We start from the raw sequence: 25,866 nt of genomic DNA, 5'->3' as shown, positions 1-25,866 counted from the left end.
TTATGTTTCGTGCATGCGCGGTATGGCGATGATTCAGCGGCCGAGTCCGGCCATCATCATGTACTTGAGTTCCGTGTATTCATCGAGTCCGTACTTGGAACCTTCGCGGCCCAGTCCCGACTGCTTCACGCCGCCGAACGGCGCGACTTCCGTCGAGATGATGCCTTCGTTGATGCCGACCATGCCGCTCTCCAGCGCCTCCGCGACACGCCACGCGCGGCCCAGATCGCGCGTGTAGAAGTACGCGGAAAGGCCGTACGGCGTGTCGTTCGCGGCGGCGATGACCTCTTCTTCCGTCGCGAAGCGGAAGCACGCGGCGACCGGACCGAAGGTTTCCTCATCGGCGACGAGCATCGAAGGCGTGGCGTCCGCGAGCACCGTCGGCTCGTAGAACGTGCCGCCGAGCGCGTGCGGCTTGCCACCCGTCAGCACCTTCGCGCGTTTGCTCACGGCATCGGCGACATGGGCTTGCACCTTCGTCAGCGCGGCTTCGTTGATGAGCGGCCCCTGATCGAACTCGCCTTCGAGCCCGTTGCCGACGCGCAGCTTGTGCACCGCGCGCGTCAGCGTTTGCGTGAAGGCATCGTAGACGCCGTCCTGCACGTAGAAGCGGTTCACGCACACGCACGTCTGCCCGGTATTGCGGAACTTCGACGCGATCGCGCCTTGCACGGCGGCGTCGATATCGGCGTCGTCGAACACGATGAAGGGCGCGTTGCCGCCGAGTTCCAGCGACAGCTTCTTCAAGGTATCCGCCGATTGCTTCGCGAGCAGCTTGCCGACGCGCGTCGAGCCGGTGAACGAGAGCTTGCGCACGTCGGGCGATGCGGTCAGCGTCTCGCCGATGGCGACCGCATCGCCCGACACGACGTTGAACACGCCTGCCGGAATGCCTGCTTGCTCCGCGAGCACCGCCAGCGCGAGCGCGGACAGCGGCGTTTCCTCGGACGGCTTCAGCACCATCGTGCAGCCCGCGGCCAGCGCGGGACCGGCTTTGCGCGTGATCATCGCGAGCGGGAAATTCCACGGCGTGATGGCGGCGACGACGCCGACCGGCTCGCGCGTCACGACGATCTTCGCGTTCGGCTTCGGACTCGGGATGATGTCGCCGTAGCTGCGCTTCGCTTCTTCCGCGAACCATTCGAAGAAACTCGCCGCGTACGCGACTTCACCGAGCGCTTCGGCAAGCGGCTTGCCTTGTTCGCGAGTCAGCAGTTCGGCGAGCGTGTTGCGATTGGCGAGCATCAGTTCGCCCCAACGCTTCACGCGCGCGCTGCGTTCCTTCGCGGTCAGCGCGCGCCATGCGGGGAAGGCGCGCTTCGCGGCATCGATCGCCTGCTGCGCTTCGGCACGACCGCCGCGCGCGACGTTCGCGATGGACTCGCCCGTCGCCGGATTGCGCACGGGATACGTGCCCGCGCTTTCGCGCCATGTGCCGTCGATGTAGTGATTCGTCCGCATCAGATCGATCATGCCGCGCGCTCCATCGCTTGTTCGAACACGCCTTGCGCCGCACGCGCCTCGCGCGCGATGCGCCGCCCCGCCGTGTAGTCGTTGATGAGATCGCACGGCGTGTAGTTGCGCTCCAGCTCGTGCAGTTCGTCGTCGTCGAGCTTCGTGTCCAGCGCGGCGAGGGCGCTGTCGAATTGCGCCGGCGAATCCGCGCCGACGAGCATCGACGCAATCCCGGGACGGCTCAACACCCACGCCTGCGCGATCTGCGCGGCCGGCACGCCGCGCCGCGCCGCGACGCGCGCAACCGATGCCGCGATGTCCTGCGACGCGCGATCGCCATACATTTGCGCGGTGAAGAAATCGGTCTGGTTGCGCGTGGATTTCGCGTCGGATGTGAGCAGGCCGCGCGCGAGCGGACTGAACACGGACACGCCGACGCCCTGATCGATGCAGTACGGAATCATCTCGCGCTCTTCCTCGCGATACGCGACGTTCAACTGCAACTGCATGTTGATCGGCTTGTGCCAGCCGTGGCGCTCGCACGCCTGCATGATCTTGGCGAACTGCCACGTATACATCGTCGATACGCCGATGTAACGCGCCTTGCCCGCGCGCACGATGTCGTCGAGCGCGTGCATCGTTTCTTCGACGGGCGTGTTCACGTCGAAGTAATGCAGCATGTAGATATCGACGTAGTCCATGCCGAGACGCTTCAGGGAGCCGTCGATGCCGTCCATGATGTGCTTGCGCGAGTGGCCGCCCGCGTTCGGATGGCTCGCCATGTCGTAGCCGACCTTCGTCGTCACGACGACTTCCTCGCGCGCAACGAGCCGCTTCAGAATGCGGCCGACGACTTCCTCGCCGACGCCCGTCGAATAGAAATCCGCCAGGTCGATGAAGTTCACGCCGTGGTCGAGCGCGTGCTTCACGATCGGCTCGCTTTGCGCTTCATCGAAAATCCACGGCTTCCATTGCGGCGTGCCCATGTTCATCGTGCCGAGGCACAGGCGCGAAACCTTCAGGCCGGACTGGCCGAGACGCACATATTCCATTGTCGAAAACTCCTTACTTCTTCGGCGTGTAGAACGGATTCGACACATCGCGCGCGGCCTTGAACACGGCTTCCTTGCGCGGCAGGCCTTCCATCGCGGCGATGATCGCGTTACGGCACGCGCGATAGTTGTTCTCGAATACGGCGTCGAGATCGTCGGCTTTCGGATTGACCCAGTTCGCCGACACGACGACCCAGTCGTTCTCCGCTTCCGGCGGCAGCGTGCCGTTTTCGAGCGATTCGGCGACCGCCTTCGCGATGCCCGCCTGCGATGCGCCCCACGTCGCGTTGCCGTGGAAATCGCCGTCGATCTGCGCCTTGTTGACATAGAGCGTGAGCGGCTTGGTCGGCACGCCCGGCTGCGCGATCACGACGAACGGCGCGTGCCCGGCGGACGGCGTCGCGAGCGCGGTCGCGAAAGCCTGACCGGCCGGGCCGTTGCGCGGGCCGACCAGCACGTTGATGTGCGCGAGATTGACGCCCGGCCCTTCGAAGCCTTCGCCGATAAACAGATTCTTTTCCATTGACTCCTTCCTTGTGTCCGCGTGATGTGTGCAGTTCAACCACCGTTGCGGTGGATGTGAGGCATTCTGCGGCGGGCGTCGCGCGGGGAGGAATCGACGATTTTTGAGGACCGGATTGATGAAAGCTCAACTCGGGAATCACCCGTAGGCGGGATAAGCGTCCCATAAGCTTCCAGCGCCCAAAATGTGAGTTTGTTCTGAATGCGGATTATTCCGGCGTGAGCGCGCCGCCGGGTCCGCTGACGCACATGTCTTCCATCGATCGCATCTCCCCGCTTCCCGTCACCGATGTCGCGTGGCGCTACTACGATCTCGCCAAATCGCGCGTGCAGATCCACGAACCGCCCGCGCCCGGCGAAGTCTTTCTGTGGCTGGTGCCGAGCGAATTCCGCTTCGCATCGGCATCGAATATCGGGAACTGGCTCAGTCCCGCCGAACGAAAACGCACGCGGCTGCATCCGAATTCCGCGCTCGGGCGGCGCTTTTCCGTCGCGCGCGCGACGCTGCGGCTCGTGCTTTCGCACATGTTCCATTGCGAGCCACACGAAGTGGGCGTCGAGGACGAACCGGACGATCGCATCGTCGTGACGCATCCGCATGACGACGGCCCGGTTCACGTCGATGTCGCGTATTCGGGCATCTGGATCGTGGTCGCGGTGGCATCGGCGAGAATAGGGCTTGGCTTGACGGTCGAATCGACGGGCGCGCATGACGCTGCCGCCAGACAATCGATGTGGGACGAAGCGGCGCGCATCGGCAAGTCGCGTGCGCAGCGCGGCGACACGGACGCCGACACAGACGCCGACTGGCACGGACTCACCTTGCCGATGCCCGGCGGCATCTGCGGCGTGCTCGTCCTGGACAAGCCCGTCGCGCGCGTGCAGGCGTTCGGCTGGGAACGGCCGCTCGAAGCGGAGGGCAACGCAGCCGCGTCCTGAGCCCGCGAGCGCCGTGTAATCACGGATCGGGATCGGGAGAAAACAGGACATCATGGAATACACGGCGCTCGCACAACGCCACGCGGCCGCGATCATGGCGATCGCGCTCTTCGCCGGCCCGGCGCTCGCAGCGGTCGCGTGGGCCTTCGCCGCGCGCGGACGGCGCGCTTCCGGCGCGGCCGTCGCGGTTACGGCGGGCATCGTCAGCGCGACGGGCGCGGCGGTGTTCATCGCCATCGCGACGCGCATCGCGCATGGCACGGCGTTTTCATCGGCGGATCAGCGCATGGTCGACGCTCTGCGCGACGGCACGCCCGCATTCGCCGCGCGAGGATTCGCCGCGCTCACGCATCTCGGCGATCCCTGGTTCCTCACGCTGCTGTCGGCGCTCATGTGCGCGTGGCTGCTGCTGACGCGGCGCTTCGGTCTCGCTGTCTATTTCGCCGCGGTCACGAGCGCGGGCGGCCTGCTCAATCAGGCGCTCAAGTCGATGATGCGCCGCGACCGTCCCACCGGCGCGACCGTGCCGTTGCCCGAAAGCTTCGCGTTCCCGAGCGGACATACGTTCGGCTCGATCGTCTGCTACGGCATGTGCGCCTATGTGCTGCTGCGCCTCGCGCCGACGCGCCGCGATCCGCTCATCGTCGCGCTCGCGTGCTTCATCGTGCTGACGATCGGCGTGAGCCGCGTGGTGATGGGCGTGCATTTTCCCGGCGATGTGGTCGGCGGTTTCGCGTCGGGCGGCGCGTGGCTCGCGGCGTGCATCGGCGCGGCGGAATTCGTGCGGCGACGTAGCCGGACGCTTTAGGATTAGTTCGATTGTTCCGCGCATCCGTAGACGTTAGTTTCAGACCTTTTGCGAGGCTGAAACGATGCTCGAATCGAAAGCGTATGGCGCGGTGGCCATGGCCCTGGTGCTGATCGGTCTGAACGGATGTTCGGCCTTCGTCAAGGATCCCGATCCGCAGGAATACATGAGCCGCGTGAAGGTCGGCATGACGCGCGCGGAAGTCGAGGACAGCCTCGGCCCGCCTGACGGAAACTGGGGACCGTGGCATTCGCTGTGCACCGAATACGCGTTCAAGAAGCACGGCACCGACCGCTGGTCCGTGTATTACAACAATCAGAATCGCGTGGTCTATACGGAGCACGCGGGCTGCAACGTCAAGCGGGCGAAGGAAGTCGGCCTGCGCTGAACGCCAGAAAAGACAAACCCCACGCGCCGTGGGGTTTGTCGTTTTATGAGCCTGAAATTCGACGCGTCAGTTCGCCGTCGGCCGCCACTTCAACAGACGCTGCTCGACCGCCGTCAGCAGATAATCCGCCGCGAGCGCGACGACCGCGAGCACGATCATCGCCGCGAACACGCCGCTCGCGTTGAACGCGCCCTGCGCGGTCGAGATCAGCAAGCCGATGCCCTGCTTCGATCCGAGAAACTCGCCGACGACCGCGCCGACCAGCGCGAAGCCGAAGCTGACGTGCAGGCTCGCGAGAATCCACGAAAGCGCCGACGGAATCACGACCGAGGTCGTCACCTGGCGTCGCGATGCGCCGAGAATCTGCGCGTTCGCGATCATGTAACGGTCGGCTTCGCGCACGCCCTGGAACGCGTTCGCGAACACGACGAAAAACACCATCACGACGGCGAGCGCGACCTTTGACGCCATGCCGAGACCCAGCGCGATCACGAACACCGAGCCGAGCACGACGCGCGGAATCGAATTGGCGATCTTGATGTAGATGCTGAACACATCCGACAGCAGCTTGTTGCGGCCCAACACGATGCCGCAGAAAATGCCGCCGGCCGAACCGATCAGAAAGCCGAGAATCGTCTCTTCGAGCGTCACCCAGACTTGCGTGAGCAGCGGTCCTTGCGACGTGCCGTCGACGAACCATTCGACGATCTGATCGAAGATCGCGGACGGCATCGAGAAGAAGAACGGATCGATCCAGTGCAGGCGCGCCGAGAGTTCCCAGCCGCCGAGCACGAACACGAGCACCGCGATACGCAGCCCGATGACGAGCGCATTGCGCTGCCTGATGCGCTTTTGCGCTTCGCGTTCGACTTGCGCGAGCGTGCCGGGATCGATGCCCGAGGGCATCGTTTGTTGAGGCGTGGACATAGTGATGTTCCTTTGAGGCGGGTTCAACCGATCTGCACTTCTTCGCGCAGGTCGTGCCAGATATCGCGCGAAATTTCGATGAAGCGCGGGTGATAGCGAATCTCCGACGTGATGCGAGGACGCGGCAGGTCGATCTCGTAGACCTTCTTGAGCGTCGCGGGGCGCGCGGTCAGCACGAACACGCGATCCGCGAGCGCGATCGCTTCTTCGAGATCGTGCGTGACGAACACGACCGAGCCCGCATTCGCCGACCAGAGCTGCAGCAATTCGTCCTGCATCAGCGTGCGCGTCTGCATGTCGAGCGCGGAGAACGGTTCGTCCATCAACAGGATTTCGGGCTTGTTGATGAACGTCTGCGCGAGCGCGACGCGCTTTCGCATGCCGCCCGACAACTGATGCGGATAGTGCTTGCCGAACTTGTCGAGACCGACGCGGCGCAGCCACGACTGCGCTTCGTCGTAAGCGGCGGACTTCGAGCGGCCGCGATACAGCGGGCCGGCTGCGACGTTGTCGAGCACCGAGCGCCAAGGAAACACGGCATCGGCCTGAAAGACGAAGCCGATGCGGGGATCGATGCCATCGACCGGCTGGCCCATCACGCGCACTTCGCCCGTCGTCGGCTTGAGCAGACCGGTAATCATGCTGAGCGTCGTGGATTTGCCGCAGCCGGTCGGCCCGACGATCGCGACGAATTCGCCCTTCGCGACCGACATGCTGAAATCGCGCAGCGCGACCGTCGCCTTGCCGTCCGGCGAGATGAAGCGGCACGATACGTGGCGCAGTTCGATCGCGGGTTGATTCGATTGATTCATCGTGAAAGCCTCACTTCGACGCGGTCGCCGTGCCCGACACGTACTCGTTCGAATACGTGCGCGCGAGATCGATATGCTTGCCCTTCACCGACGGATTGAACGCGGCGAGCACCTTCAGAACGGTTTCGGGACCGTCGGCGGGCATCTTGCCGTCCTTCGTGAACATCGGCAGCGAGGCTTTCAGCGCGCCCACGTACAGGTCCTTGTTCTTCGCGTAATAGTCCTTCGGCATCTTCTCGGTGATTTCTTCGGCGCTATGCGTCGCGATGAAATTCAGCGTCTTCGCAAACGCGCGCGCGAGCTTCGCGGCTTCGGGCTTGTGCGCCTCGGCCCACGCGCGCTGCACGTAGAAGCTCGACGCCGGATACGTGCCGCCGAGCGCGGCGCGCGTGCCTTCGAGCGTGCGCATGTCGACGAGCACCTTCGCCTCGCCGGTCTTGATCAACTGCGAGACGGTCGGCTCGGTCGTCATGCCCGCATCGATGCGCTCCTGCTTGATCGCTGCGATGAAGCTCGCGTCCGCGCCCACCGGCAGCAGCGTGTATTCCTTCGACGTGACGCCCGCGCGCTGCGCGAGATATTGCGTCAGAAAGCTCGTCGACGAGCCGAGGCCGGTCACGCCGAGCGTCTTGCCTTTCACGTCGGCCATGCTCTTGATCTTGTCGGCCTGCTTCGTCGAGACCAATTCGACTTCGCCCGGCACCTGACCGAAGATCACGAGCGCCTGGACTTCCTTGCCCTTGCTTTGCAGATCGATGGTGTGATCGTAGAAGCCGACGACGCCTTGCACCGCGCCGGCCAGCAATTCGTTCTCGGCATCGACGCCCGCGGGTTGCGACAGGATCTCGACGTCGAGCCCTTCGTCCTTGAAATAGCCGAGTTGCTCGGTGAGCTTCGCGGGCAGATAGATGATCTTGGTTGCGCCGCCGACCATGATCGAAATCTTTTCGGCGTGAGCGGATACGGAAGCGGCGGCGAGGGCGAAAGCGATACCGGACACAGCAGCGATCTGGCGCAGAGTACGCATCAGGAGTCTCCTTAATGTGGGCCGTGAAGTTGGGAATGGCCCGCTTTTTCAGTTGTGCGGCGATTATAGGAACGCGAAACCTTCTGCCAGCTTTCTGCGACGATGCGAAATCATGGGTGTTAACCCGATGCTTCATCGTTCGTCGAAGCCAATACAATCGCGCCACCATGAAACTGCTGTTGATCGAAGACAATCCGACGCTTTCGCTCTGGCTCGCGAAGATGCTGGAACAGGAGTCGTTCACGCTCGAAACCGTGCAGGATGGCGAATCCGCCGATCAGCTCCTGCGCGCAAATCTTTACGACGTCGTGCTGCTCGACCTGAACCTTCCGCGTCTTTCCGGCAAGAACGTGCTGCGCCGCATGCGTCAACGCGGCGACGCAACGCCGGTGATGATCCTCACGGCGAGCGGTTCCATCGACGAGAAGGTGGAGTTGCTCGGCGCGGGCGCGGACGATTACCTGGTGAAGCCTTTCGAAGTGCGAGAGCTCGTCGCGCGCGTGAAGGTGATGATCCGGCGGCGCAGTTCATCGACGGCGAACGAGGTGTCGTGCGGCGATCTCGTGTTCGATATCGACACGCGCCAGTTCACGCTCAAAGGCGCGCCGCTCAACGTGACGCCGCGCGAACGCAGCGTGCTCGAAGCGCTGATCCTGCGTCTCGGCAAGACGGTGTCGAAGGCGTCGCTGCTCGATACGATCTTCACGCACGAAGACAGCCCGAGCGAAGACGCGCTCGAAATCTACGTGTCGCGGCTGCGCAAGAAGCTCGATGGCAGTTCGGCGGCGATCGTCACGCTGCGTGGTCTCGGCTATCTGCTGCGCAAAAAGGACGATGACCAATAGCCTGCGCGTCCGTCTTCTATGGTGGCTGCTCGTGCCGCTCGCGATCTACGTGTTCGTGACAGGCAAAGCCGCCTACGACAACGCGCGCCACACCGCCGATCTCGTGCAGGAGAACACGCTGCTTGCATCGGCGCGGATGATCGCGGGCGAGGTCGAATGGTCGGACGGACGCTTGCTCGTCGATATTCCGCCGGCCGCGCTCGAAGTGTTCGCGTCGCCGCAGGGCGATCAGGTGTTCTACAACGTGAGCGTCGACGATGGCCGTCTGCTCGCTGGCGTGCCCGATTTCCCGACGCGCGACGCCGCCGGCCACGACGCGCCCGATTACTACGACGCCGATCTCCACGGCAAACCGATACGCGCCGTCGGCTTCGTGCGCCAGATGTACGACAACGGCGCGATTCGCCGCGTGCTGGTGTCGGTCGGCAAGACGCAGGCTTCGCGCGATGCGATGGTGCGCGAGCTATGGCGTCCGCAGCTCGTGCGGCAGATCGAGATGGTGTTGCTGGCCGTGGCGCTCGCCTGCATCGGACTGACGTTCGAGCTGCGGCCGCTTCTGAAGGTGAAGAAAGAAGTGATGGACCGCGATCCGATGCAGCTCGAGCCGCTGCGCGTGGAGCGCTTGCATACGGAGTTGCGGCCGATCGTCGATGCGATCAATCAGTGCATCGCGCGGCTCGGGCTTCAGGTCGCGGCGCAGCGGCGTTTCATCGCGGATGCGGCGCATCAGTTGCGCACGCCGCTCACGCTGCTGGAGACGCAATTGCAGTTCGCGCGGCAGCATCGCGCGATGGAGCCGTCGCTGAATGAAACGCTCGCGGCGATGCAGCGAAGCAATCGTTCGATGGTCGGTCTCACCAACAAGCTGTTGCTGCTCGCGCAGGCCGAAGCCGCGGACTACGCGCAACTCGCGCGGCAGAAGGTGGATCTTGCCGCCATCGCGCAGGACGTGATCGAGGATCTGGCGATGTTCGCGCAGAAGCGCGAGATCGATCTCGGCGCGGAGCTGGTTGAATCGGCGTGGATCATCGGCCATGAAGGATTGTTGTCGGCGCTCGTGTACAACGTCGTCGAGAATGCGATTCGCTATACGCAGCCGGGCGGGCACGTGACCGTTGCCGTCATGCGCGATGCGCAACGCGTGACGCTCACCGTCATCGACGATGGCCCCGGTATTCCCGCCGAAGCGCGCAGTCGCGTGTTCGAGCCGTTTTATCGCGCATCGGCGGATACGGAAGGAACCGGCCTCGGCCTCGCGATTGCGAAGGAGATCGTGCAGGCGCATCGCGGGCAGATCGTGCTGGCGCAGCGCGAGCATCCGGATCGTGGGGTGGTCGTGACGGTGCGCTTCACGCATCTTTCGTAAATGCTATGGAATGACCAAACGAATTTCACCGCTGCTTTGAAAATATACTTCTCGTTTGCAGCGAAACTATCGCAGCAGGAGAAGAAGATGAGACGGATCGGCGCGTGCCTATTCGCATTATTGTTAGCAATGCTGCTTGGCGCATGCGGCGGAGGCGACGGCGCATCCGATGCCGTGAATTCATCCGCGAAAGATGCCCCGATGAATGGGACGAACAAGGGTTTCGCATTATCGACGGTCATCTGGAAGCAGTTTCCGATCAACGTGTGCTGGGATCTGAGCAACGCCGATTTCGCGATGTACGCCAATCAACGCAGTTGGAGTCAGCTCGCGGTTCAGCAAAGCTGGGAGGCGCATTCGGGCGTCGTATTCGCGGGATGGCAGCAATGCACCAACGCGCCGAACTATTACGGCATTCGAATATCGGTCGAGGATAGCGCCAAGGCGGGACCGCATACGCAAGGTCTCGGGACGCAGATCAACAATGTCGCCGGCGGCATGGTCTTCAACTTCACGTTCAGAAACTGGAGTACGAGTTGCATCGGACGCGAGGAGAATTGTGTTCGCGCCATCGCCGCGCACGAGTTCGGTCATGCGCTGGGATTCGCGCATGAGCAGAATCGGCCGGACACGCCATCGACGACATGCAAGGAGCCCGCGCAAGGCACTTACGGCGACACGATGATCGGCGCGTGGGATCTGGCGTCGATCATGAATTACTGCAATCCGCAATGGAACGGTAACGGACAGTTGAGCGCGACGGATATCGCGATGGCGCAGATGTTTTATGGGGCGCCGGCCGTCACGCAGACCGTCGCGGCGCAGACGGCGCGCTGAAAGCCGACGGGTCGCCAGAAAATCCGGCGGTTTGCGGGCTTCAATTTTGGATCCAAAATCCTTGATTCAATTTCGACATGGGCGCACAATCACCCCCACGCCGCCCCCAACGCTGCCGACGGAGCCCCCATGACCGACCGAGCCAATGCCGTTGCGAACCCCTATGCCGCGAGCGACAGCCCGCGGGTCTCATCGAAAACCAGCCGTGCAGTCACCGCCGCCGTCGTCGGCAATATCCTCGAATGGTTCGATTTCGGCACGTACGCGTTCCTCGCGACCGTCATCGCCAAAGTGATGTTCCCCACCGGCGACGACTTCGCCGCCATGCTCGGCACATTCGGCGCATTCGGCCTGGGCTTCGCGGCGCGTCCGCTCGGCGCGATCATCTTCGGCTGGCTCGGCGACAAGAAAGGCCGCAAGTGGACGCTCACCTTCGTCATGCCGCTCATGGCCGCCGCGACGCTCTTCATGGCGCTGCTGCCGTCGTATGCGGCCATCGGCATATGGGCGCCGATCCTGCTCGTCGCGGCGCGCATGCTGCAAGGCATTTCCGTCGGCGGCGAGCTGGGCAACGCGGTCGCGTTTCTCGTCGAATGGGCGCCGCCGAACAAGCGCGGCTTCTACGGCAGCTTCCAGCAATGCAGCACCCTCGGCGGCATGCTGCTCGGCTCGGGCGCGGCCGCGCTCATGACGACGCTGCTCTCGCCTCAAGCGATGCTCGATTGGGGCTGGCGCGTGCCGTTCATCATCGGTGCGATCGTGATCGGGCCGATCGGCTGGATCATCAGAAAGCGCAGCGAGGAGACGCCCGCCTACCAAAGCGCAAGCGACGAAGCGCCGAAGACTAAAGGCCGCGCGCCCGCGCTGCTCGGTCTGCAGGCGTGCGGGCTCGTGATCGTGTGGACGGTCTCGCTCTACGTGCTGCTCAACTATCTGCCGTCGTTCACGACGAAATACGTCGGCATGCATCCGTCGACGGCGCTGTGGCTCAACACGGCGGGCCTCATCGCGATGACCGCGTCGATTCCGTTCTGGGGCGCGGCGTCGGATCGCTTCGGCCGCAAGCCGATCTATGCGATCGGCTGCATCGCGTTTCTCGTGCTGCCGTATCCGATCTTTCACTTGATGCTCACGTACAAGTCGGCGGCGATCGTCGGCGCGGTGCAGGTGCTGGGCGGCGTCGTCATCGGCATATTTTCGGGTGTGGGGCCGGCCGTGCTCTCCGAACTTTTCCCGACGAAAATCCGCACGACGTGGATGTCGATCGGCTACGGCATCGCCAACGCGGTGTTCGGCGGTTTCGCGCCGATGATCTCCATCGCGCTCATCAAGGCAACCGGCTCGCCGCTTTCGCCCGCGTATTTCGTGATGCTCGCGGCGTTGCTTTCGACGATCACGGTCGCCACCATCAAGGAGACGGCGCACGCGCCGCTGCAATAAACATGCGCTGGAATCGCACGCTCACCGTAGTGAACTGCCACGCCGAAGGTGAAGTCGGCAATGTCGTGACCGGCGGCGTCTTCGACGTGCCCGGCGCCACGATGTTCGACAAGATGATGCACCTCGAAGAAGCGCGCGACGACTTGCGGCGCATCTGCATATTCGAGCCGCGCGGCTCGGCGAATCAGACCGTCAACTTCATCTTGCCCGCGACCGATCCGCGCGCGCAGATGGGCTACGTGATCGCGGAATCGACCGAATATCCGGCGATGTCCGGCTCGAACACGATGTGCGTCGCGACCGTGCTGCTCGAAACCGGCATCTTGGCGATGACCGAGCCCGTCACCGAACTCGTGCTCGAAGCGCCCGCGGGCCTCATCCATCTGCGCTGCTCGTGCGCGAACGGCAAGGTCACGAAGGTCGAGTTCACGAACCAGCCCGCGTTCGCGAATCATCTCGACAAGACGATCGAGGTCGAAGGCATCGGCAGTTTGACCGTCGATGTCGGCTATGGCGGCATGACGTATGTGATCGTCGATGCGGAGAAACTCGGCTTTCGCATCACGCCCGATGAAGCGCGCGAACTGTGCGAGCTGGGGCAAGTCATCAAGGCCGCGGCGGCGGCGCAGTTGCCTTCGCCGCATCCGCTCAATCCGCTCATCAAGGGCATCACGATGACCGAGTTCGTCGGCCCGATTTCGCGCGAGAACGGCGTGCTGAAATCGCGCAACACGGTGATCGTGTCGCCGGGACGCTGCGATCGTTCGCCGTGCGGCACGGGCACGTCCGCGCGGCTCGCGGTCATGCACGCGAAAGGGCTGATCGATGTCGGCGAGACGTTTCTGCACGAGTCGATCATCGGATCGGTGTTCGAAAGCCGCATCGAGTCCACGACGCGTCTAGGCGATGTTCCCGCCGTCGTGCCCGTCGTCGCGGGACAGGCGTGGATCACGGCGATCTCGCAGGTCGGCGTCGATCCGACCGATCGCTTCCAGACCGGCTTCACGCTCGCCGACACATGGTGCGAAGCCGTCGACGACAAGCTCATCAAATCGCGCGTGAGTTCGCAACGTGGCGAGTGAAGACATGACGGACGTCATCGTGATCGGCGCGGGCATCGTAGGACTCGCGTGCGCGTGGGCCGCGTTGCGCGAGGGCGCGCGCGTGACGCTCGTCGATCGCGATTTCGAAGGCGATCGCGCATCGCACGGCAATGCGGGCGGCATCGCGGTGACGGAGAGCACGCCGATCGCCGTGCACGGCATGTTCACGAAGGCCGCGAAATGGCTGATGGACCCGCTCGGGCCGCTCGCGCTCGACTGGAAGCATGTGCCGAAGGCGCTGCCGTGGTTCATGGCGTTTCGCCGCGCGAGCGAGCCGGCGCGCTTTCGGGCGATCTCGCATGCGCTTTCGCTGCTCAACAACCGCATCTACGACGACATCCTGCCGATGTTCGACGATATCGGCGCAAGCGCGATGCTGTATCGGCGGGGCGCGCTCACGGTCTATGAAACCGATGCAGCCTTCGCCGCCGATCAGCCCGAATGGTCCTTCAAGCGCGAACTCGGCGCGCGCTGGCACGCGTTGAGCGCGCAGCAAGTGCGCGAATGCGAGCCGTCGCTCGCGCCGGTCTTCAGGCATGGCGTGTTCCTCGACGACTGGTCGCATATCGGCGATCCGCGCCGCATCGTCACGCTATTGCGCGAGCGCGTGCGTGCGCTCGGCGCGCGCTTCGTGACGGGCATCGCGCGCGCCATCGACGCGCCGGAATCCGTCGTGCTCGACGACGGCACGCGCGTCAACGGACGACGCATCGTGATCGCGGCGGGCGCATGGTCGGCGGCGCTCGCGAGGTCGATCGGCGATAGCGTGTTGCTCGAAAGCGAACGCGGCTACAACGCGACGCTGCCAAAGCACGGCGTCGCACTGACGCGCGAAGTGATCTTCGCGGAGCGCAAGTTCGTGGCGACGCCGCTCGATATTGGCTTGCGCATCGGCGGCGCGGCGGAGTTCGCGGGCATCGACGCGCCGCCGAACTATCGTCGCAGCGACGCGTTGCTCGAACTGGGCAAGCGCTTCATCGAAGGCATCGACGATACGGATGCCGTGAAATGGATGGGCCATCGCCCCGCGACGCCCGACTCGCTGCCGGTGATCGGCGCATCGCCGCGCATGCCGTCGGTCGTCCATGCATTCGGGCACGGTCATCTCGGCCTCACGCAATCGGCGACGACCGCCGCGCTCGTCGCCGATGTACTCGCGGGACGCACGCCGCGCGTGCCGCTCACGCCTTACTCGATCGCACGTTTCTAAATTGGAGGAGCAAACATGCAAGTGAACTGGAAAGGCGTATTCCCCGCCGTGACGACGAAGCTCAAGCAGGACGGCTCGCTCGATCGTGACGCTATCGTGAACGGCCTGAACCGTCTGATCGACAACGGTGTCGGCGGCGTCGTGATGATGGGCATGGTCGGCGAGAACGCGCAGCTCACGCCCGAGGAAAAGCGCACGGTGCTGAAGATCGCGGTCGAAACCGTGAACGGGCGCGTGCCTGTGATCTCGGGACTGGCGGAACTGAACACGGCCAACGCGATGCAGTTCGCGAAAGACGCGGAAGCCATCGGCGTGCAAGGGCTGATGGTGTTTCCGGGCCTCACGTATCGATCGGACGATCGCGAGACCGTCGAATACTATCGGTCGATTGCGCGCTCGACGAAGCTCGGGCTCATGATCTACAACAATCCGCGCGGCTATGGCGTCGACATGCGGCCGGACTTGCTCGCGCAACTCGCGGATGAACCCAACGTCGTCGCGATCAAGGAAGAGACCTACGACACGACGCGCGTCACCGATCTCTACGCGCGCTTCGGCGACCGCTTCGTCGTGTTCTGCGGCGTCGACGATCTGATCGTGGAATCCGTCGCGCTCGGCGTGAAGGGCTGGGTTTCCGGCATGGCCAACGCGATGCCGAAGGAATCCGTCGATCTGCTGAATTACGCGGTCAACGGCGAATACGACAAGGCGCGCGCGCTCTATCGCGCGTTGATCGACTTGTTCCATCTCGACACGCACGTCAAGCTCGTGCAGTACATCAAGCTCGCGGAGAACATCACGGCGGGTTATCCGGAGTACGTGAAAGCGCCGCGCCTCTTGCTCGAAGGCGCGGAACGGCAGCGGACCATCGAGATCGTCGAGAAGGCGATCGCCAACGTGCGGGCGCTCGCGCAATGAAATCGACGTTCTTCTGCATCGACGGACACACATGCGGCAATCCGGTGCGCGTCGTCGCGGGCGGCGCGCCGCCGCTCGAAGGCGCGAACATGATCGAACGGCGCGCGCACTTCCTGCGCGAGTTCGACTGGATACGCACCGCGCTCATGTTCGAGCCGCGCGGCCACGAAGTGATGTCCGGCAGCATTCTCTATCCGCCGACGCGCGCCGACTGCGATCTCGCGATTCTCTTCATCGAAGTGAGCGGATGCCTGCCGATGTGCGGGCACGGCACCATCGGCACGGTGACGACGGCCATCGAAAACGGACTCGTGCGGCCGCGCGAGCCGGGCGTGCTGCGGCTCGACACGCCCGCCGGTCTCGTGATCGCGCGTTACAGGATGAACGGCGAGCATGTCGATTCGGTGCAGCTCGTCAACGTGCCTTCGTTTCTGCATTCGCAAGACTTGTCCGTCGACGTCGAGGGCCTGGGCGAGATTCGTTTCGATGTCGCGTATGGCGGCAACTTCTACGCGATCGTCGAGCCGCAGCGCGACTACGAAGGGCTGCACGCGCTGAAGCCATCGGACATTCAGCGTCTGAGTCCGATCCTGCGTCAGAAGGCGAACGAAAAGTACGCGTTCGTGCATCCGGAAAACGATGCGATACGCGGCCTCAGTCACGTCATGTGGACGGGCGAGCCGACGGTGGAAGGCGCGAGCGCGCGCAACGCGGTGTTCTACGGCGACAAAGCCATCGACCGCTCGCCGTGCGGCACGGGCACGTCGGCGCGCATGGCGCAGCGTGTCGCGAAAGGGCAGTTGAAGATCGGCGAGCGCTTCGTGCATGAAAGCATCATCGGCACCTTGTTCGAAGGCGTGCCGATGGAAGCGGCACGCGTCGGCGAATACGATGCGATCGTGCCGGCCATCGAAGGATGGGCGCGCGTGACGGGCCACAACACGATTTTCGTCGATGACCGCGATCCGCTCGCGCACGGATTCCTGCTGAAATAACGGAGAAAACGCATGCTGATTCTGAAGAACGCCCGCGTGCTCGACGCCGACCACGAACGCGACGACGGCCGCTATTCCATCGTCATCGACGGCGATGCGATCCGCGAAGTCACGCGCGAACCGGTCGAGGCGAGCGGCGCGCAAGTGATCGATGTCGGCGGCAAGACGGTGATGCCCGGCATGATCGATTGCCATGTGCATGTCATTGCATCGGTCGCGCATCTCGGCAACAACAGCCGTCTGCCGAACACGTTCGCCGTGCTGCGCGCCGTGCCGATCCTCGCGGGCATGCTCGATCGCGGCTTCACGACCGTGCGCGATGCGGGCGGCGCGGACTATGCGCTGTCGCGCGCGATCGAAGACGGCGTGATCGCGGGGCCGCGCTTGTTCGTCGCGGGCAAGGCGCTTTCGCAGACGGGCGGCCACGGCGATTTTCGCGAGCGCTTCGACAACGCCGATCCGGACCCGTGCGGCTGCAATCGCAACATGGGCGCGATCGGGCGCGTGGTCGACGGCGTCGACGAAATGCGCAAGGCCGTGCGCGAGGAGATGCGCGCGGGTGCGAATCACATCAAGATCATGGCGTCGGGCGGCGTGGCCTCGCCGACCGATCCCATCGGCAATCTGCAATTCTCCGTCGACGAAGTGAAGGCCGCCGTCGAAGAAGCGGAATCGCATCAGACGTATGTGATGGCGCATGCGTACACCGCGAAGGCGATTGCGCGTGTCGTGAAGCTCGGCGTGCGCACGATCGAGCACGGCAATCTGATCGATGAAGATGCCGCGCGCGTGATGGCCGAACACGGCGCCTACGCGGTGCCGACGCTCGTCACCTATGACGCGATGTCAAAGGTCGGCGCGCAAATGGGCCTCGCGCAAGACACGCTCGACAAGAATGAATCGGTGCGCAAGCGCGGTCTCGAAGCGCTCGCGATGCTGCACGAACGCGGCGTGAAGATCGGCCTCGGGAGCGATCTGCTCGGCGACATGCATCAGTATCAAAGCGATGAGTTGTCGATACGCGCGAATATCGTCGGCGCGTTCGAGGCGATTCGTCAGGCGACGGCCATCGGCGCGGAGATCGTCAACATGAAGGGCAAGCTCGGCGTCGTCGCGGCGGGCGCGTACGCGGATTTGCTCGTCGTCGATGGCGATCCGCTGAAGGATATTCGCGTGCTGACAGGGCAGGGCGAGCGCATCGCGGGCGTGATGAAAAACGGTGCGTGGGTACGCGAGAAGTTGCTGTGAACACGCGTGTTACGATGCCGCACCTTCACGCCTAAGCCGATAAAACATGTCTCCGGTCGCCGCCAAATCCCTTCGAAAAGAGAGCGACTCCACGCACAGGATCGTGCGCACGACGACGGTCGAACTCGTCACGACCGCGATCCGGCAACGCATTCTGTCGGGCGATCTCGCGCCGGGCGAAGTGCTGCGCCAGGAAGCGCTCGCCGATGAACTCGGCGTGAGCCGCGTGCCGATCCGCGAAGCGATCACGCGGCTTACCGGAGAAGGGTTGCTGACGAAGGTGCCGCACAAGGGCGCGTATGTCGCGGAGCTGTCGATCGAAGAAGTGCAGGAGACGTTCGAAATCCGCATTCGGCTGGAGCCGTGGCTCTTTTCGCAGGCGATCCCGCATATCACCGATGCCGAGATCGCGAAAGCCGAGACGCTCGTCGCCGAAATGGATACCGCCGATTCGGGCGTCTGGGGCCAGTTGAACTGGCGTCTGCACGAGACGCTTTATCTGCCGGCGCGGCGCGACATCACATTGCAGATGCTGCGCGTGCTGCACGATCGCAGCGACCGCTATTTCCGCTTTCAGGTGGTGCAGGTGCCGATCCGCGAGCAGTCGCACGAAGAACACATGAACCTGATAGACGCATGCAAGAAGCGCGATGCGAAGCTCGGCGCGAAGCTGCTGGAACAGCACGTCAAGACGGCGGCGCAGCAGATCGTCTCGGTCGTGGAGACGATCATGTCGCGTCAGGGTTGAAGACGAGCCGCACGCTCGCCGCATCGCGCGCATCGATTTCGATGTGAGCATCGCCGGCGGCGGCGATGTGCGCGAACGCGGTTTCATCGACCATCACGACGGGCACGTTCGACGCATAGAGTTCGTTCGCGACGATCGCGCCGATCGACAGAATCAGATCGCGCTCCGCGAGCACGATGCCCGCGGGCCCGGTGCCGTTGCGCAACGCTTCGGCGAGCACGCTGCTGCTCGAACTCGATCCGCGCGCACGCGGCATCACGAGAATGCGCGACGCGAGACTTTGGCCGTGACCGGGATGCGTCGCATCGACGATCAGGCCGCGCTCAGCGTCGTAACCGCCCCAGAAGCTGAGCGGCGGCAACGCGATTCCCGACGCGCGCGCGTGGCCCGGAACGAGCGTGACGGCCTCAAACGTGTTCATCGATGCACACCTTTCCTTCGAACGCCGATCGCACGCATTCGCTCATGCTCCCGAACGCGACCGTCACGCCGATATTCGCCGGCGCGTAATGCGCCCATTTGCCCGAGTTGGTCATCACGAGGCCGCTCACCTGCTTCATCACCGGCGTGATGTACGTACAGGTATCGACGACGATCTGCACGCCGCGTGCCGCGAGCTTCTGCGCAATGCCTTCTTCCTCGAGTTGCCACAGCACGAAGCGGCTCGTGTTCACGTAGATATCGCAGCGCGGCGCGCCGTCGTGACGCCCCATGAGCGCGGCAAGCGTGCGAAATTCATCGACGGAAAAGTGCGGCGTGCCGAGGCTCACCGCGGCGAGCGCATCGCCGGGTTTCGCGTGCGACCAACGCGCGCGCACGTCGTGAAGATCGGCTGCGCTGACGGCAATCGTGCGTTCGGGCGCGCGGCCCTGAAGCGCGGCATCGAGCGTGGCGGCTTCCGGCGTGATGCCGACCGCATGGAACAGCGCCACCGATCCGCTCGATGCCGCCGCCGCGCCTAGCGCTTTGAGTTCGTCTTCGGTGGTGTCGCCGGGCAGGCCGGTGATCGCGGCGACCGTCGCGCCGGCAATGCCGCCGAGCAGAAAGCCGAGCGCGGCGAAATCGGCATCGCGATGCGGCGACGCGCGCAGATCGGGCGCGGCGATCACGATGCGCGCCGCGCGATTCGCCGTCACATGCAGTCCCGCATCCGGCACGCGCGCGGTGATGGCGGCGGCGAGATCGAGGAAATCGCCGTAACGGCTCGTGCGCGCGCCGAGCACGGAGTTCGCGAAAACGATCGCATTCGATTCGGCCCACGCGATCTGATCGCCCAGCTTCGGACGATGCTTCAATTGATACGGCGCGCAGGTGAAGCTGGCTTCGCATCCGAGTTCGAGATGCGCCTGCATGAGCCGCTTGCCAGCGCTCGCGATACCGGCGTCGCCGCGAAAGAGTTCCGGGTGAATGAGATCGAGCGAGCCGACATTGAGCGTGGTCGGCACGGCGACCTTCGCGCCGCTCGCGACGAAGCGCTCGACGAAATCGAGACTCGCCGCGCCGTGATACAGACAGCCGTCGATATGCGCGCCCGAGATATCGATGAGCGCATCGGCATCCATGACGCGCGCCGTCGCCGCGACGATACGCATCGCGAGCGCGAGGCCATCGCCGAAATCGCCGTTGAGCATGGCGGTGTCGCGTGGGGAAAGTGTGAGCATCGGATTCGCTGACGCAGCGCGGAGGGATGTCAGCGCAGTCTACCCGAAGCGGGTGGCGCGGCGCGTTCGCGCGTCTGGCCTACTGGCAAGATTGCAGAACTTCTAAATGCGGAGGCGGGCAGTCATGGGCGTATTGAGCGGGATAAAGGTTCTGGAATTCGAGGCGATCGGTCCTGCGCCGTTCGGCTGCATGTTGCTCGCCGATATGGGCGCGGACGTGCTGCGTATCGATCGGGCCGTCGCGCCCGGCGATCTCGGTCCGAAGGTCAGCGGCAAGCACAAGAATCTGACAGGGCGCGGCCGGCGCTCGGTCACGCTCGATCTGAAAAAGCGCGAATCGGCCGATGCCGCGCTCGAACTGATGTCGAACGCGGATGTCGTCATCGAAGGATTCCGTCCGGGCACGATGGAGCGTCTCGGCCTCGGCCCAGACGCCGCGCTCGCGCGCAATTCGAAGCTCGTCTACGGACGCATGACCGGTTGGGGACAGACGGGGCCGCTCGCGCAAAGCGCCGGGCACGATCTGAACTACGTCGCGTTGTCGGGCGTGCTGTCGGGAATCGGCCGCGCGGGCGAAGCGCCGGTGCCGCCGCTCAACCTCGTCGGCGATTATGGCGGCGGCGGCATGCTGCTCGCGCTCGGCGTCGTGGCGGCGCTTCTCAACGTGCAGCGCGGCGGCGCGGGTCAGGTCGTCGATGCCGCGATGATCGAAGGCGCCGCGCAACTCGGCACGACCGTCTGGGGCTTGATCGCATCGGGCAACTGGCGCGAGACGCGCGAAAGCAATCTGCTCGATGGCGGCACGCCGTGGTACGACAGCTATCGCACCCGCGACGGGCATTACATGTCGGTCGGTGCAGTGGAGGCGCGCTTCTATGCGGAACTGCTGCAGAAGCTCGGGCTCGCCGATGCCGGTTTGCCAGCGCAGCACGATCGCGCCGGATGGCCCGTGCTGAAGGCGCGGTTCACGGCGGCTTTTGCCGAGCGCACGCGCGACGAATGGTGCCGCGTGTTCGATGGCAGCGATGCGTGCGTCGCGCCCGTGCTCGGCTTCTCGGAAGCGCCGGCGCACGCGCATCATCGGGCGCGCGGAAGCTTCGTCGAGTTCGATGGCGTCGTACAGCCCGCGCCCGCGCCGCGCTTTTCCGCGACGCCATCCGCGATCTCGCGCCCCGCGCCGCAACGCGGCGAAGGCGGGCGCGATGCACTTCGGGATTGGGGGTTGAACGACGCGGAACTGACGCGTTTGCGCGCGAGCGGATTGGGATTCAACGCGGAAGACTGACCGGCGGGACGAGCGGCCGCATGGGGCGCGGCCGCTGTGGCAGGATTACCTTTGTCCGAATCGCCGGACGAAGCAATAGAAAATCCACGGATGAATCTTCAGCATCGCCATGACGATCGACAGTTTCGGCCGACTGTCCGAATACATGCCGAGCAAATGCGCCATGCGCAACTTTTCCGACACGCTGCGTAGAATCGGCTTCGCCGAACCGTAAGTCGGCGCCTTCATCGCCGCCTGAAACGCAATTGTGCGATACGCATAGATGTACTTCAACCGGAACAGCAGACGCCGGTAATTCGGTATAGGCATCGACGCCGTGAGTCTCTCCACGCGATCGACAATCGCAAAGAGATCCACGATCTTCGGATTGAAGCGCGTCGAAATTCCCGCTTCCCGATACATATACGCGTACAAGGTATCGGGCATCAGCCGCACGATTTTCGACTTCCCGAGCGTCTGGACCGAGACGACGATATCCTCGTAAATCAGTCCGGTCGGATGTTCCACGGAGAGAAAAATCGAACGGCGCACGAGTTTGTTGCAGCAATACGCCTGCAAGGACAAATCGAGGATTTTCTCGACCGCCTGCATGCCGCTGATAACGGCGTCGCCCGTCTCGATGCGGTAATTGACCTTGCCATCCGGCGTCAGATTCTCGGCGGCGAAGACCACGACGTCCGCATTGTGCTTGTCGGCTTCCTGGATCACACGGCGAATGGTGTCGTGATGAATGTGATCGTCACTGTCGACGCACAAGACGTATTCACCACGCGCCGCCATTGCGGCGATTTTGCGGGTTTCGGCCAGTCCTTTGTTCTTGAGATTCTTGATGAGTTTCCACGATATTCTGTTTTGCTTTTCCAGAATGCGTGAAGTCATTTCGCCGGATCGATCAGGACTGCTGTCGTCGACGGCAATAATCTCAAAGTCGGTGGAGGTTTGTGACAATAGCGAGTCGAGGCATTCTTCAATGTACGGCTCGACTTTGTACACGGGCAGCAGGACACTGATTTTTGGCGGTGCTTGCATGTATTGTCAGTCCCAGCTTCGAGACCTTTTTCAGTAGAACGGCTTAGGGATTCTACTTGGTGCATCGCATGCACGCATCAGGGTCATTGACTATTGCCAAACCGGTGCATGGTTCAATTCAGCATATTTTCCCTGTTATATTTTGTTTCAACAAGAACTTAATACTTCATTCTCCTGCTATTCACGAATTGATGACCGGGCTGACGCGAAGGCGGTCATTTATGGACTTTGGAAACTTATCGCGTTTGCATGGCGATAAAAGCAAAAGGCACGTTCGGCTCTATCCGAACGTGCCAAAGAGAAGCACCCACTCCAGGGAAAATCGATCGCTCTACTGCAAGTTGCCCGCAACCGCCACCGTTTGGCCGGTAATGTAATTCGACTCGGGCGAGCAGAACAGATAAACGCCGCCCGCGGCTTCTTCCGGCGTGCCGCCACGACCGAGCGGATTGCGCTGTGCGTGCGTCTTCAGCATGTCGGCGTTGAGGCCGACACGGATGTCGCGCCCGTCGATCTTCACGGTCTGCGCCTGCTCCGTGCTCACGGTCATGCGCGTATGGATGAGCCCGAAAGCCACGGCGTTGACGTTCACGTTGAAGCGGCCCCATTCGCGCGCCAGCGCGCGCGTCATCCCGATCACGCCCGCTTTCGCCGACGAGTAATTCATCTGACCGGCGTTACCGTTCAGCGCGGACGTCGACGAAATGTTCACGATCTTGCGGTAATTGTCGCGTCCGGCTTCCTTGTCGGCGGCGTGCAGCGCCTTGATGTGCGGATACGCGGCGCGCAGGATGCGAAACGGCGCGGTCAGATGGCAATCGAGCACCGCGTACCATTGCTCGTCGGTCATCTTCTGCACGACGTCGTCCCAGGTGAAACCAGCGTTATTCACGATGATGTCGATGCCCTTGAACGAATTCATCGCCGTGCCGATGAACCGGTCCGCAAAATCCGGCGCGGATACGTTACCGACACACGCCACCGCTTCCGTGCCTTGCTTGCGCAGCAGTTCCACGGTTTCCTGCGCGGGTTCGGCATCGAGATCGTTGATGACGAGGCGCGCGCCTTCGCTCGCGAGCTTCATCGCGATCGCCTGACCGATGCCGCGTCCCGAGCCGGTTACCAATGCCACTTTGCCTTCGAGCTTTCCCATGATGTCTTCCTGATGATTGAAGTCAGAGCGCGATCACCGCGTCGCCGAGCACGCGCGGTTCGCCATATTGATTGACGGTCTGGATCTCGAGCCGCACGCGGCGTTCGCCGTCGGCTTCGAATTTTTCGGTGACCTTGCCCGTGCACGTCACGACATGCCCGAGCTGCGTGATGCCGACAAAGCGCACGCCGAACGCACGAAGCTGCCGTTGCTCCACCCACGACGTCAACAGCCGGCCGAGCCAGGCCATCGACAACATGCCGTGCGCGAACACGTCCGGCACGCGGGCGCGCCGCGCATAGTCGGTGTCGATGTGAATGGCGTTGTGATCGCCCGATGCGCCCGCGAACAGCGCGAGCATCGTGCGGTCGACGGGCGGAAGGGTGAGCGGCGGCAAGCTGTCGCCGATCTGGATCGAATCGAAATTGATGGTGCTCATTCGCATTTCCCCGCTTATCGCTGAACGACGACGCTGCGCAGATCGGCAACGTGCTCGCCGCGCTGGTTCGTGACACGCGTTTCGCGCACGATGAACCACAGCGCGCCGTTCTTCTTGTCGTAGATATCGGCGATGCGGCTCTCGAAGCGCAGCACGTCGCCCGCATACGCCATGCGGTGATACGTGAACGACTGCTCGCCGTGGAGAATGCGCGACGAGACGATGCCGATCGCCTCGCGCCACGCCGTCGACGGCTGCTCGAATTCGAGCGAGAACAGGAACGTCGGCGGCAGCGGCAGCGCCGGATAACCGGCGTCGTGAGCGGCGGCTTCGTCGAAGTAGACCGGATTGGTTTCGCCGATCGCCTTCGCGAAGAAGCGCAGACGCCACGCGTCCGCCGTCGCGGAATAGACCGGCAACTTCATGCCGATGTGTTGTTTGTCGATCGCCATTACGCAGTCTTCTTGTAGATGGTGACGACGCCCGCGCCGCCCAGCCCGAGGTTGTGCTGCAATGCGATCTTCGCGTCCTTGACCTGACGGTCGCCGGCCGTGCCGCGCAACTGATGCGTCAGCTCGTAGCATTGCGCGAGACCCGTCGCGCCGAGCGGATGCCCCTTGGAAAGCAGGCCGCCCGACGGATTCGTCACCCATTTGCCGCCGTAGGTGTTGTCGCCATCCATGACGAGGCGCTCGCCTTCGCCTTCCTTGCACAGGCCGAGTCCTTCGTAGGTCAGCAGTTCGTTCTGCGCGAAGCAGTCGTGCAGCTCGATCACGTCGATGTCTTCGGGACCGACGCCCGCCTGCTCGTATGCCTGCTGCGCCGCGTTGCGCGTGATGTCGAAGCCGACGACGCGGATCATGTCGCGCGCTTCGTACGTGCTCGGCAGATCGGTGGCGAGCGACTGGCCGGCGATCAGCACGTCGGTGCGCAGGCCGTGCTTGCGCGCGAAGGCCTCGGACACGACGATCGCCGCCGCGCCGCCGCATGTCGGCGGGCAGGCCATCAGGCGCGTGAGCACGCCTTCCCAAAGCATCGGCGCGTTCATCACGTCTTCGGTCGTCACGACGTTGCGGAACACCGCGAGCGGATTGCGTGCCGCGTGCTCGCTCGCCTTCGCGCGAATGCGGGCGAACGTTTCGAGCTTCGTGCCGTACTTGCGCATGTGCGCCTGGCCCGCGCCCGCGAACTGGCGAATCGCCGTGGGCACTTCCGTGTTGTCGACGAGTTCGTTCGTCAGGCTGATCGCACGCTCGAGCGCGGCCGCGCGATCCGGCCATTTCGGCAGCAGCGGTCCCGGCTGCATGAATTCGAAGCCGAAGGCGAGCGCGCAATCGACCGCGCCGCTTTCCACGGCCTGGCGCGCAAGCCAGAGCGCCGACGAACCCGTCGCGCAGTTGTTGTTGACGTTGATGACCGGAATGCCCGTCATGCCGACGCGATAAAGCGCTTTCTGGCCGCACGTCGAATCGCCGTACACATAACCCGCGTAAGCCTGCTGGATGGCCTTGAAGTCGAGGCCGGCGTCGGCGAGCGCATCGCGGATCGCGATTTCGCCCATCACGTCGTACGTCTCGCTTGCACCCGGCTTCTTGAACGGAATCATTCCCACGCCCGCGACATACACCTTGCGACTCATGTGCTTCTCCTTCAGTGATT

General features: G+C 63.7%; 27 protein-coding genes. 14 read left to right on the top strand and 13 right to left on the bottom strand.

What is annotated here, in order from left to right:
• Positions 1–33 precede the first annotated feature (33 nt).
• From NCS00_RS23945 to fae, 3 genes are read right to left on the bottom strand one after another with little or no spacing between them, the layout of a single operon-like run.
• On the bottom strand, positions 34–1,473 hold the full coding sequence (locus tag NCS00_RS23945) for an NAD-dependent succinate-semialdehyde dehydrogenase (protein WP_250441166.1): 1,440 nt from the start codon (positions 1,471–1,473) through the stop codon (positions 34–36).
• Entirely contained in the window at positions 1,470–2,507 is a 1,038-nt protein-coding gene (locus tag NCS00_RS23940) for an aldo/keto reductase (RefSeq protein WP_008347280.1), read from the bottom strand. The genes NCS00_RS23945 and NCS00_RS23940 overlap by 4 nt, the downstream gene beginning before the upstream one ends.
• Positions 2,508–2,520: 13 nt before the next feature.
• A complete protein-coding gene (gene fae, locus NCS00_RS23935) occupies positions 2,521–3,030 on the bottom strand; it encodes a formaldehyde-activating enzyme (protein WP_250441165.1) in 510 nt (169 codons plus the stop codon).
• 248 nt (positions 3,031–3,278) lie between these two features.
• Here fae and NCS00_RS23930 point away from each other — a divergent pair, with 248 nt between their 5' ends.
• From NCS00_RS23930 to NCS00_RS23920, 3 genes are all read left to right on the top strand, one after another.
• On the top strand, positions 3,279–3,968 hold the full coding sequence (locus NCS00_RS23930; protein ID WP_250441164.1) for a 4'-phosphopantetheinyl transferase family protein: 690 nt from the start codon (positions 3,279–3,281) through the stop codon (positions 3,966–3,968).
• A 52-nt stretch (positions 3,969–4,020) separates the two neighbouring features.
• Positions 4,021–4,776 (top strand): phosphatase PAP2 family protein, encoded by a 756-nt coding sequence (locus NCS00_RS23925; protein ID WP_250441163.1) that lies wholly within the window; start codon positions 4,021–4,023, stop codon positions 4,774–4,776.
• A 64-nt stretch (positions 4,777–4,840) separates the two neighbouring features.
• Positions 4,841–5,164 carry an outer membrane protein assembly factor BamE gene (locus NCS00_RS23920; RefSeq protein ID WP_008347287.1) on the top strand — a complete coding sequence of 108 codons (324 nt, stop codon included), beginning with the start codon at positions 4,841–4,843 and terminating at the stop codon, positions 5,162–5,164.
• Between the two features lie 66 nt (positions 5,165–5,230).
• On the opposite strand, the gene NCS00_RS23915 is transcribed toward NCS00_RS23920, so the two are convergent.
• The 3 genes from NCS00_RS23915 to NCS00_RS23905 are packed head-to-tail and all read right to left on the bottom strand — an operon-like array spanning position 5,231 to position 7,930.
• Entirely contained in the window at positions 5,231–6,091 is an 861-nt protein-coding gene (locus tag NCS00_RS23915) for an ABC transporter permease (RefSeq protein ID WP_008347288.1), read from the bottom strand.
• Between the two features lie 23 nt (positions 6,092–6,114).
• Complete coding sequence (locus tag NCS00_RS23910) at positions 6,115–6,903, bottom strand: ABC transporter ATP-binding protein (RefSeq protein ID WP_008347290.1); 789 nt, start codon at positions 6,901–6,903, stop codon at positions 6,115–6,117.
• Between the two features lie 10 nt (positions 6,904–6,913).
• Positions 6,914–7,930 carry an ABC transporter substrate-binding protein gene (locus NCS00_RS23905; RefSeq protein WP_250441162.1) on the bottom strand — a complete coding sequence of 339 codons (1,017 nt, stop codon included), beginning with the start codon at positions 7,928–7,930 and terminating at the stop codon, positions 6,914–6,916.
• Positions 7,931–8,097: 167 nt separating this feature from the next.
• Between NCS00_RS23905 and NCS00_RS23900 the strand changes: the two genes are divergently transcribed.
• The 10 genes from NCS00_RS23900 (at position 8,098) to NCS00_RS23855 (ending at position 18,640) form a co-directional block, all read left to right on the top strand.
• Positions 8,098–8,775, top strand: a complete 678-nt coding sequence (locus NCS00_RS23900) for a response regulator transcription factor (RefSeq protein WP_008347294.1) — start codon at positions 8,098–8,100, stop codon at positions 8,773–8,775.
• On the top strand, positions 8,765–10,141 hold the full coding sequence (locus tag NCS00_RS23895) for a sensor histidine kinase (protein WP_008347296.1): 1,377 nt from the start codon (positions 8,765–8,767) through the stop codon (positions 10,139–10,141). The genes NCS00_RS23900 and NCS00_RS23895 overlap by 11 nt, the downstream gene beginning before the upstream one ends.
• Positions 10,142–10,342: 201 nt before the next feature.
• Complete coding sequence (locus NCS00_RS23890) at positions 10,343–10,978, top strand: M12 family metallopeptidase (protein ID WP_250441161.1); 636 nt, start codon at positions 10,343–10,345, stop codon at positions 10,976–10,978.
• A 129-nt stretch (positions 10,979–11,107) separates the two neighbouring features.
• Entirely contained in the window at positions 11,108–12,418 is a 1,311-nt protein-coding gene (locus NCS00_RS23885) for an MFS transporter (RefSeq protein WP_008347300.1), read from the top strand.
• Positions 12,419–12,420: 2 nt separating this feature from the next.
• Positions 12,421–13,500 (top strand): proline racemase family protein, encoded by a 1,080-nt coding sequence (locus NCS00_RS23880; RefSeq protein ID WP_250441160.1) that lies wholly within the window; start codon positions 12,421–12,423, stop codon positions 13,498–13,500.
• A 4-nt stretch (positions 13,501–13,504) separates the two neighbouring features.
• The gene (locus tag NCS00_RS23875) at positions 13,505–14,731 is read left to right on the top strand and encodes an NAD(P)/FAD-dependent oxidoreductase (RefSeq protein ID WP_250441159.1); all 1,227 of its coding nucleotides are present in this window, start codon (positions 13,505–13,507) and stop codon (positions 14,729–14,731) included.
• A gap of 15 nt (positions 14,732–14,746) precedes the next feature.
• Positions 14,747–15,649: a dihydrodipicolinate synthase family protein gene (locus tag NCS00_RS23870; protein ID WP_008347307.1), complete on the top strand. Its 903-nt coding sequence runs from the start codon at positions 14,747–14,749 to the stop codon at positions 15,647–15,649.
• On the top strand, positions 15,646–16,644 hold the full coding sequence (locus tag NCS00_RS23865) for a 4-hydroxyproline epimerase (protein ID WP_008347309.1): 999 nt from the start codon (positions 15,646–15,648) through the stop codon (positions 16,642–16,644). The genes NCS00_RS23870 and NCS00_RS23865 overlap by 4 nt, the downstream gene beginning before the upstream one ends.
• Positions 16,645–16,656: 12 nt before the next feature.
• Positions 16,657–17,892: a metal-dependent hydrolase family protein gene (locus NCS00_RS23860; RefSeq protein ID WP_250441158.1), complete on the top strand. Its 1,236-nt coding sequence runs from the start codon at positions 16,657–16,659 to the stop codon at positions 17,890–17,892.
• A gap of 46 nt (positions 17,893–17,938) precedes the next feature.
• Positions 17,939–18,640 (top strand): GntR family transcriptional regulator, encoded by a 702-nt coding sequence (locus NCS00_RS23855; protein ID WP_250441157.1) that lies wholly within the window; start codon positions 17,939–17,941, stop codon positions 18,638–18,640.
• Here NCS00_RS23855 and NCS00_RS23850 read toward each other — a convergent pair.
• Together NCS00_RS23850 and NCS00_RS23845 are read right to left on the bottom strand one after the other, a co-directional pair.
• Positions 18,621–19,061 carry an aconitase X swivel domain-containing protein gene (locus NCS00_RS23850; RefSeq protein WP_250441156.1) on the bottom strand — a complete coding sequence of 147 codons (441 nt, stop codon included), beginning with the start codon at positions 19,059–19,061 and terminating at the stop codon, positions 18,621–18,623. The two genes, NCS00_RS23855 and NCS00_RS23850, sit on opposite strands and share 20 nt — an antisense overlap.
• Positions 19,048–20,301 (bottom strand): aconitase X, encoded by a 1,254-nt coding sequence (locus NCS00_RS23845; protein WP_008347313.1) that lies wholly within the window; start codon positions 20,299–20,301, stop codon positions 19,048–19,050. Before NCS00_RS23845 ends, NCS00_RS23850 begins: the two co-directional genes overlap by 14 nt.
• Positions 20,302–20,425: 124 nt before the next feature.
• Between NCS00_RS23845 and NCS00_RS23840 the strand changes: the two genes are divergently transcribed.
• Positions 20,426–21,586, top strand: coding sequence for a CaiB/BaiF CoA transferase family protein (locus NCS00_RS23840; protein ID WP_250441155.1), 1,161 nt, complete (start codon positions 20,426–20,428; stop codon positions 21,584–21,586).
• Between the two features lie 45 nt (positions 21,587–21,631).
• Here NCS00_RS23840 and NCS00_RS23835 read toward each other — a convergent pair whose 3' ends face one another.
• The 5 genes from NCS00_RS23835 to NCS00_RS23815 form a co-directional block, all read right to left on the bottom strand.
• The gene (locus NCS00_RS23835) at positions 21,632–22,615 is read right to left on the bottom strand and encodes a glycosyltransferase family 2 protein (RefSeq protein WP_250441154.1); all 984 of its coding nucleotides are present in this window, start codon (positions 22,613–22,615) and stop codon (positions 21,632–21,634) included.
• A 331-nt stretch (positions 22,616–22,946) separates the two neighbouring features.
• The gene (locus NCS00_RS23830; protein ID WP_008347316.1) at positions 22,947–23,768 is read right to left on the bottom strand and encodes an SDR family NAD(P)-dependent oxidoreductase; all 822 of its coding nucleotides are present in this window, start codon (positions 23,766–23,768) and stop codon (positions 22,947–22,949) included.
• Between the two features lie 22 nt (positions 23,769–23,790).
• Entirely contained in the window at positions 23,791–24,207 is a 417-nt protein-coding gene (locus NCS00_RS23825; protein WP_008347317.1) for a MaoC family dehydratase, read from the bottom strand.
• A gap of 14 nt (positions 24,208–24,221) precedes the next feature.
• A complete protein-coding gene (locus NCS00_RS23820; protein WP_008347319.1) occupies positions 24,222–24,659 on the bottom strand; it encodes a MaoC family dehydratase N-terminal domain-containing protein in 438 nt (145 codons plus the stop codon).
• Positions 24,659–25,846: a lipid-transfer protein gene (locus NCS00_RS23815; RefSeq protein WP_008347320.1), complete on the bottom strand. Its 1,188-nt coding sequence runs from the start codon at positions 25,844–25,846 to the stop codon at positions 24,659–24,661. The genes NCS00_RS23820 and NCS00_RS23815 overlap by 1 nt, the downstream gene beginning before the upstream one ends.
• Positions 25,847–25,866: the final 20 nt, after the last annotated feature.

It is taken from the genome of Caballeronia sp. AZ1_KS37, from assembly GCF_023631165.1.
GTDB lineage: Bacteria > Pseudomonadota > Gammaproteobacteria > Burkholderiales > Burkholderiaceae > Caballeronia > Caballeronia zhejiangensis.
Note: the sequence above shows the minus strand (reverse complement) of the source record. Positions and strands in the feature narration are given on the sequence as shown.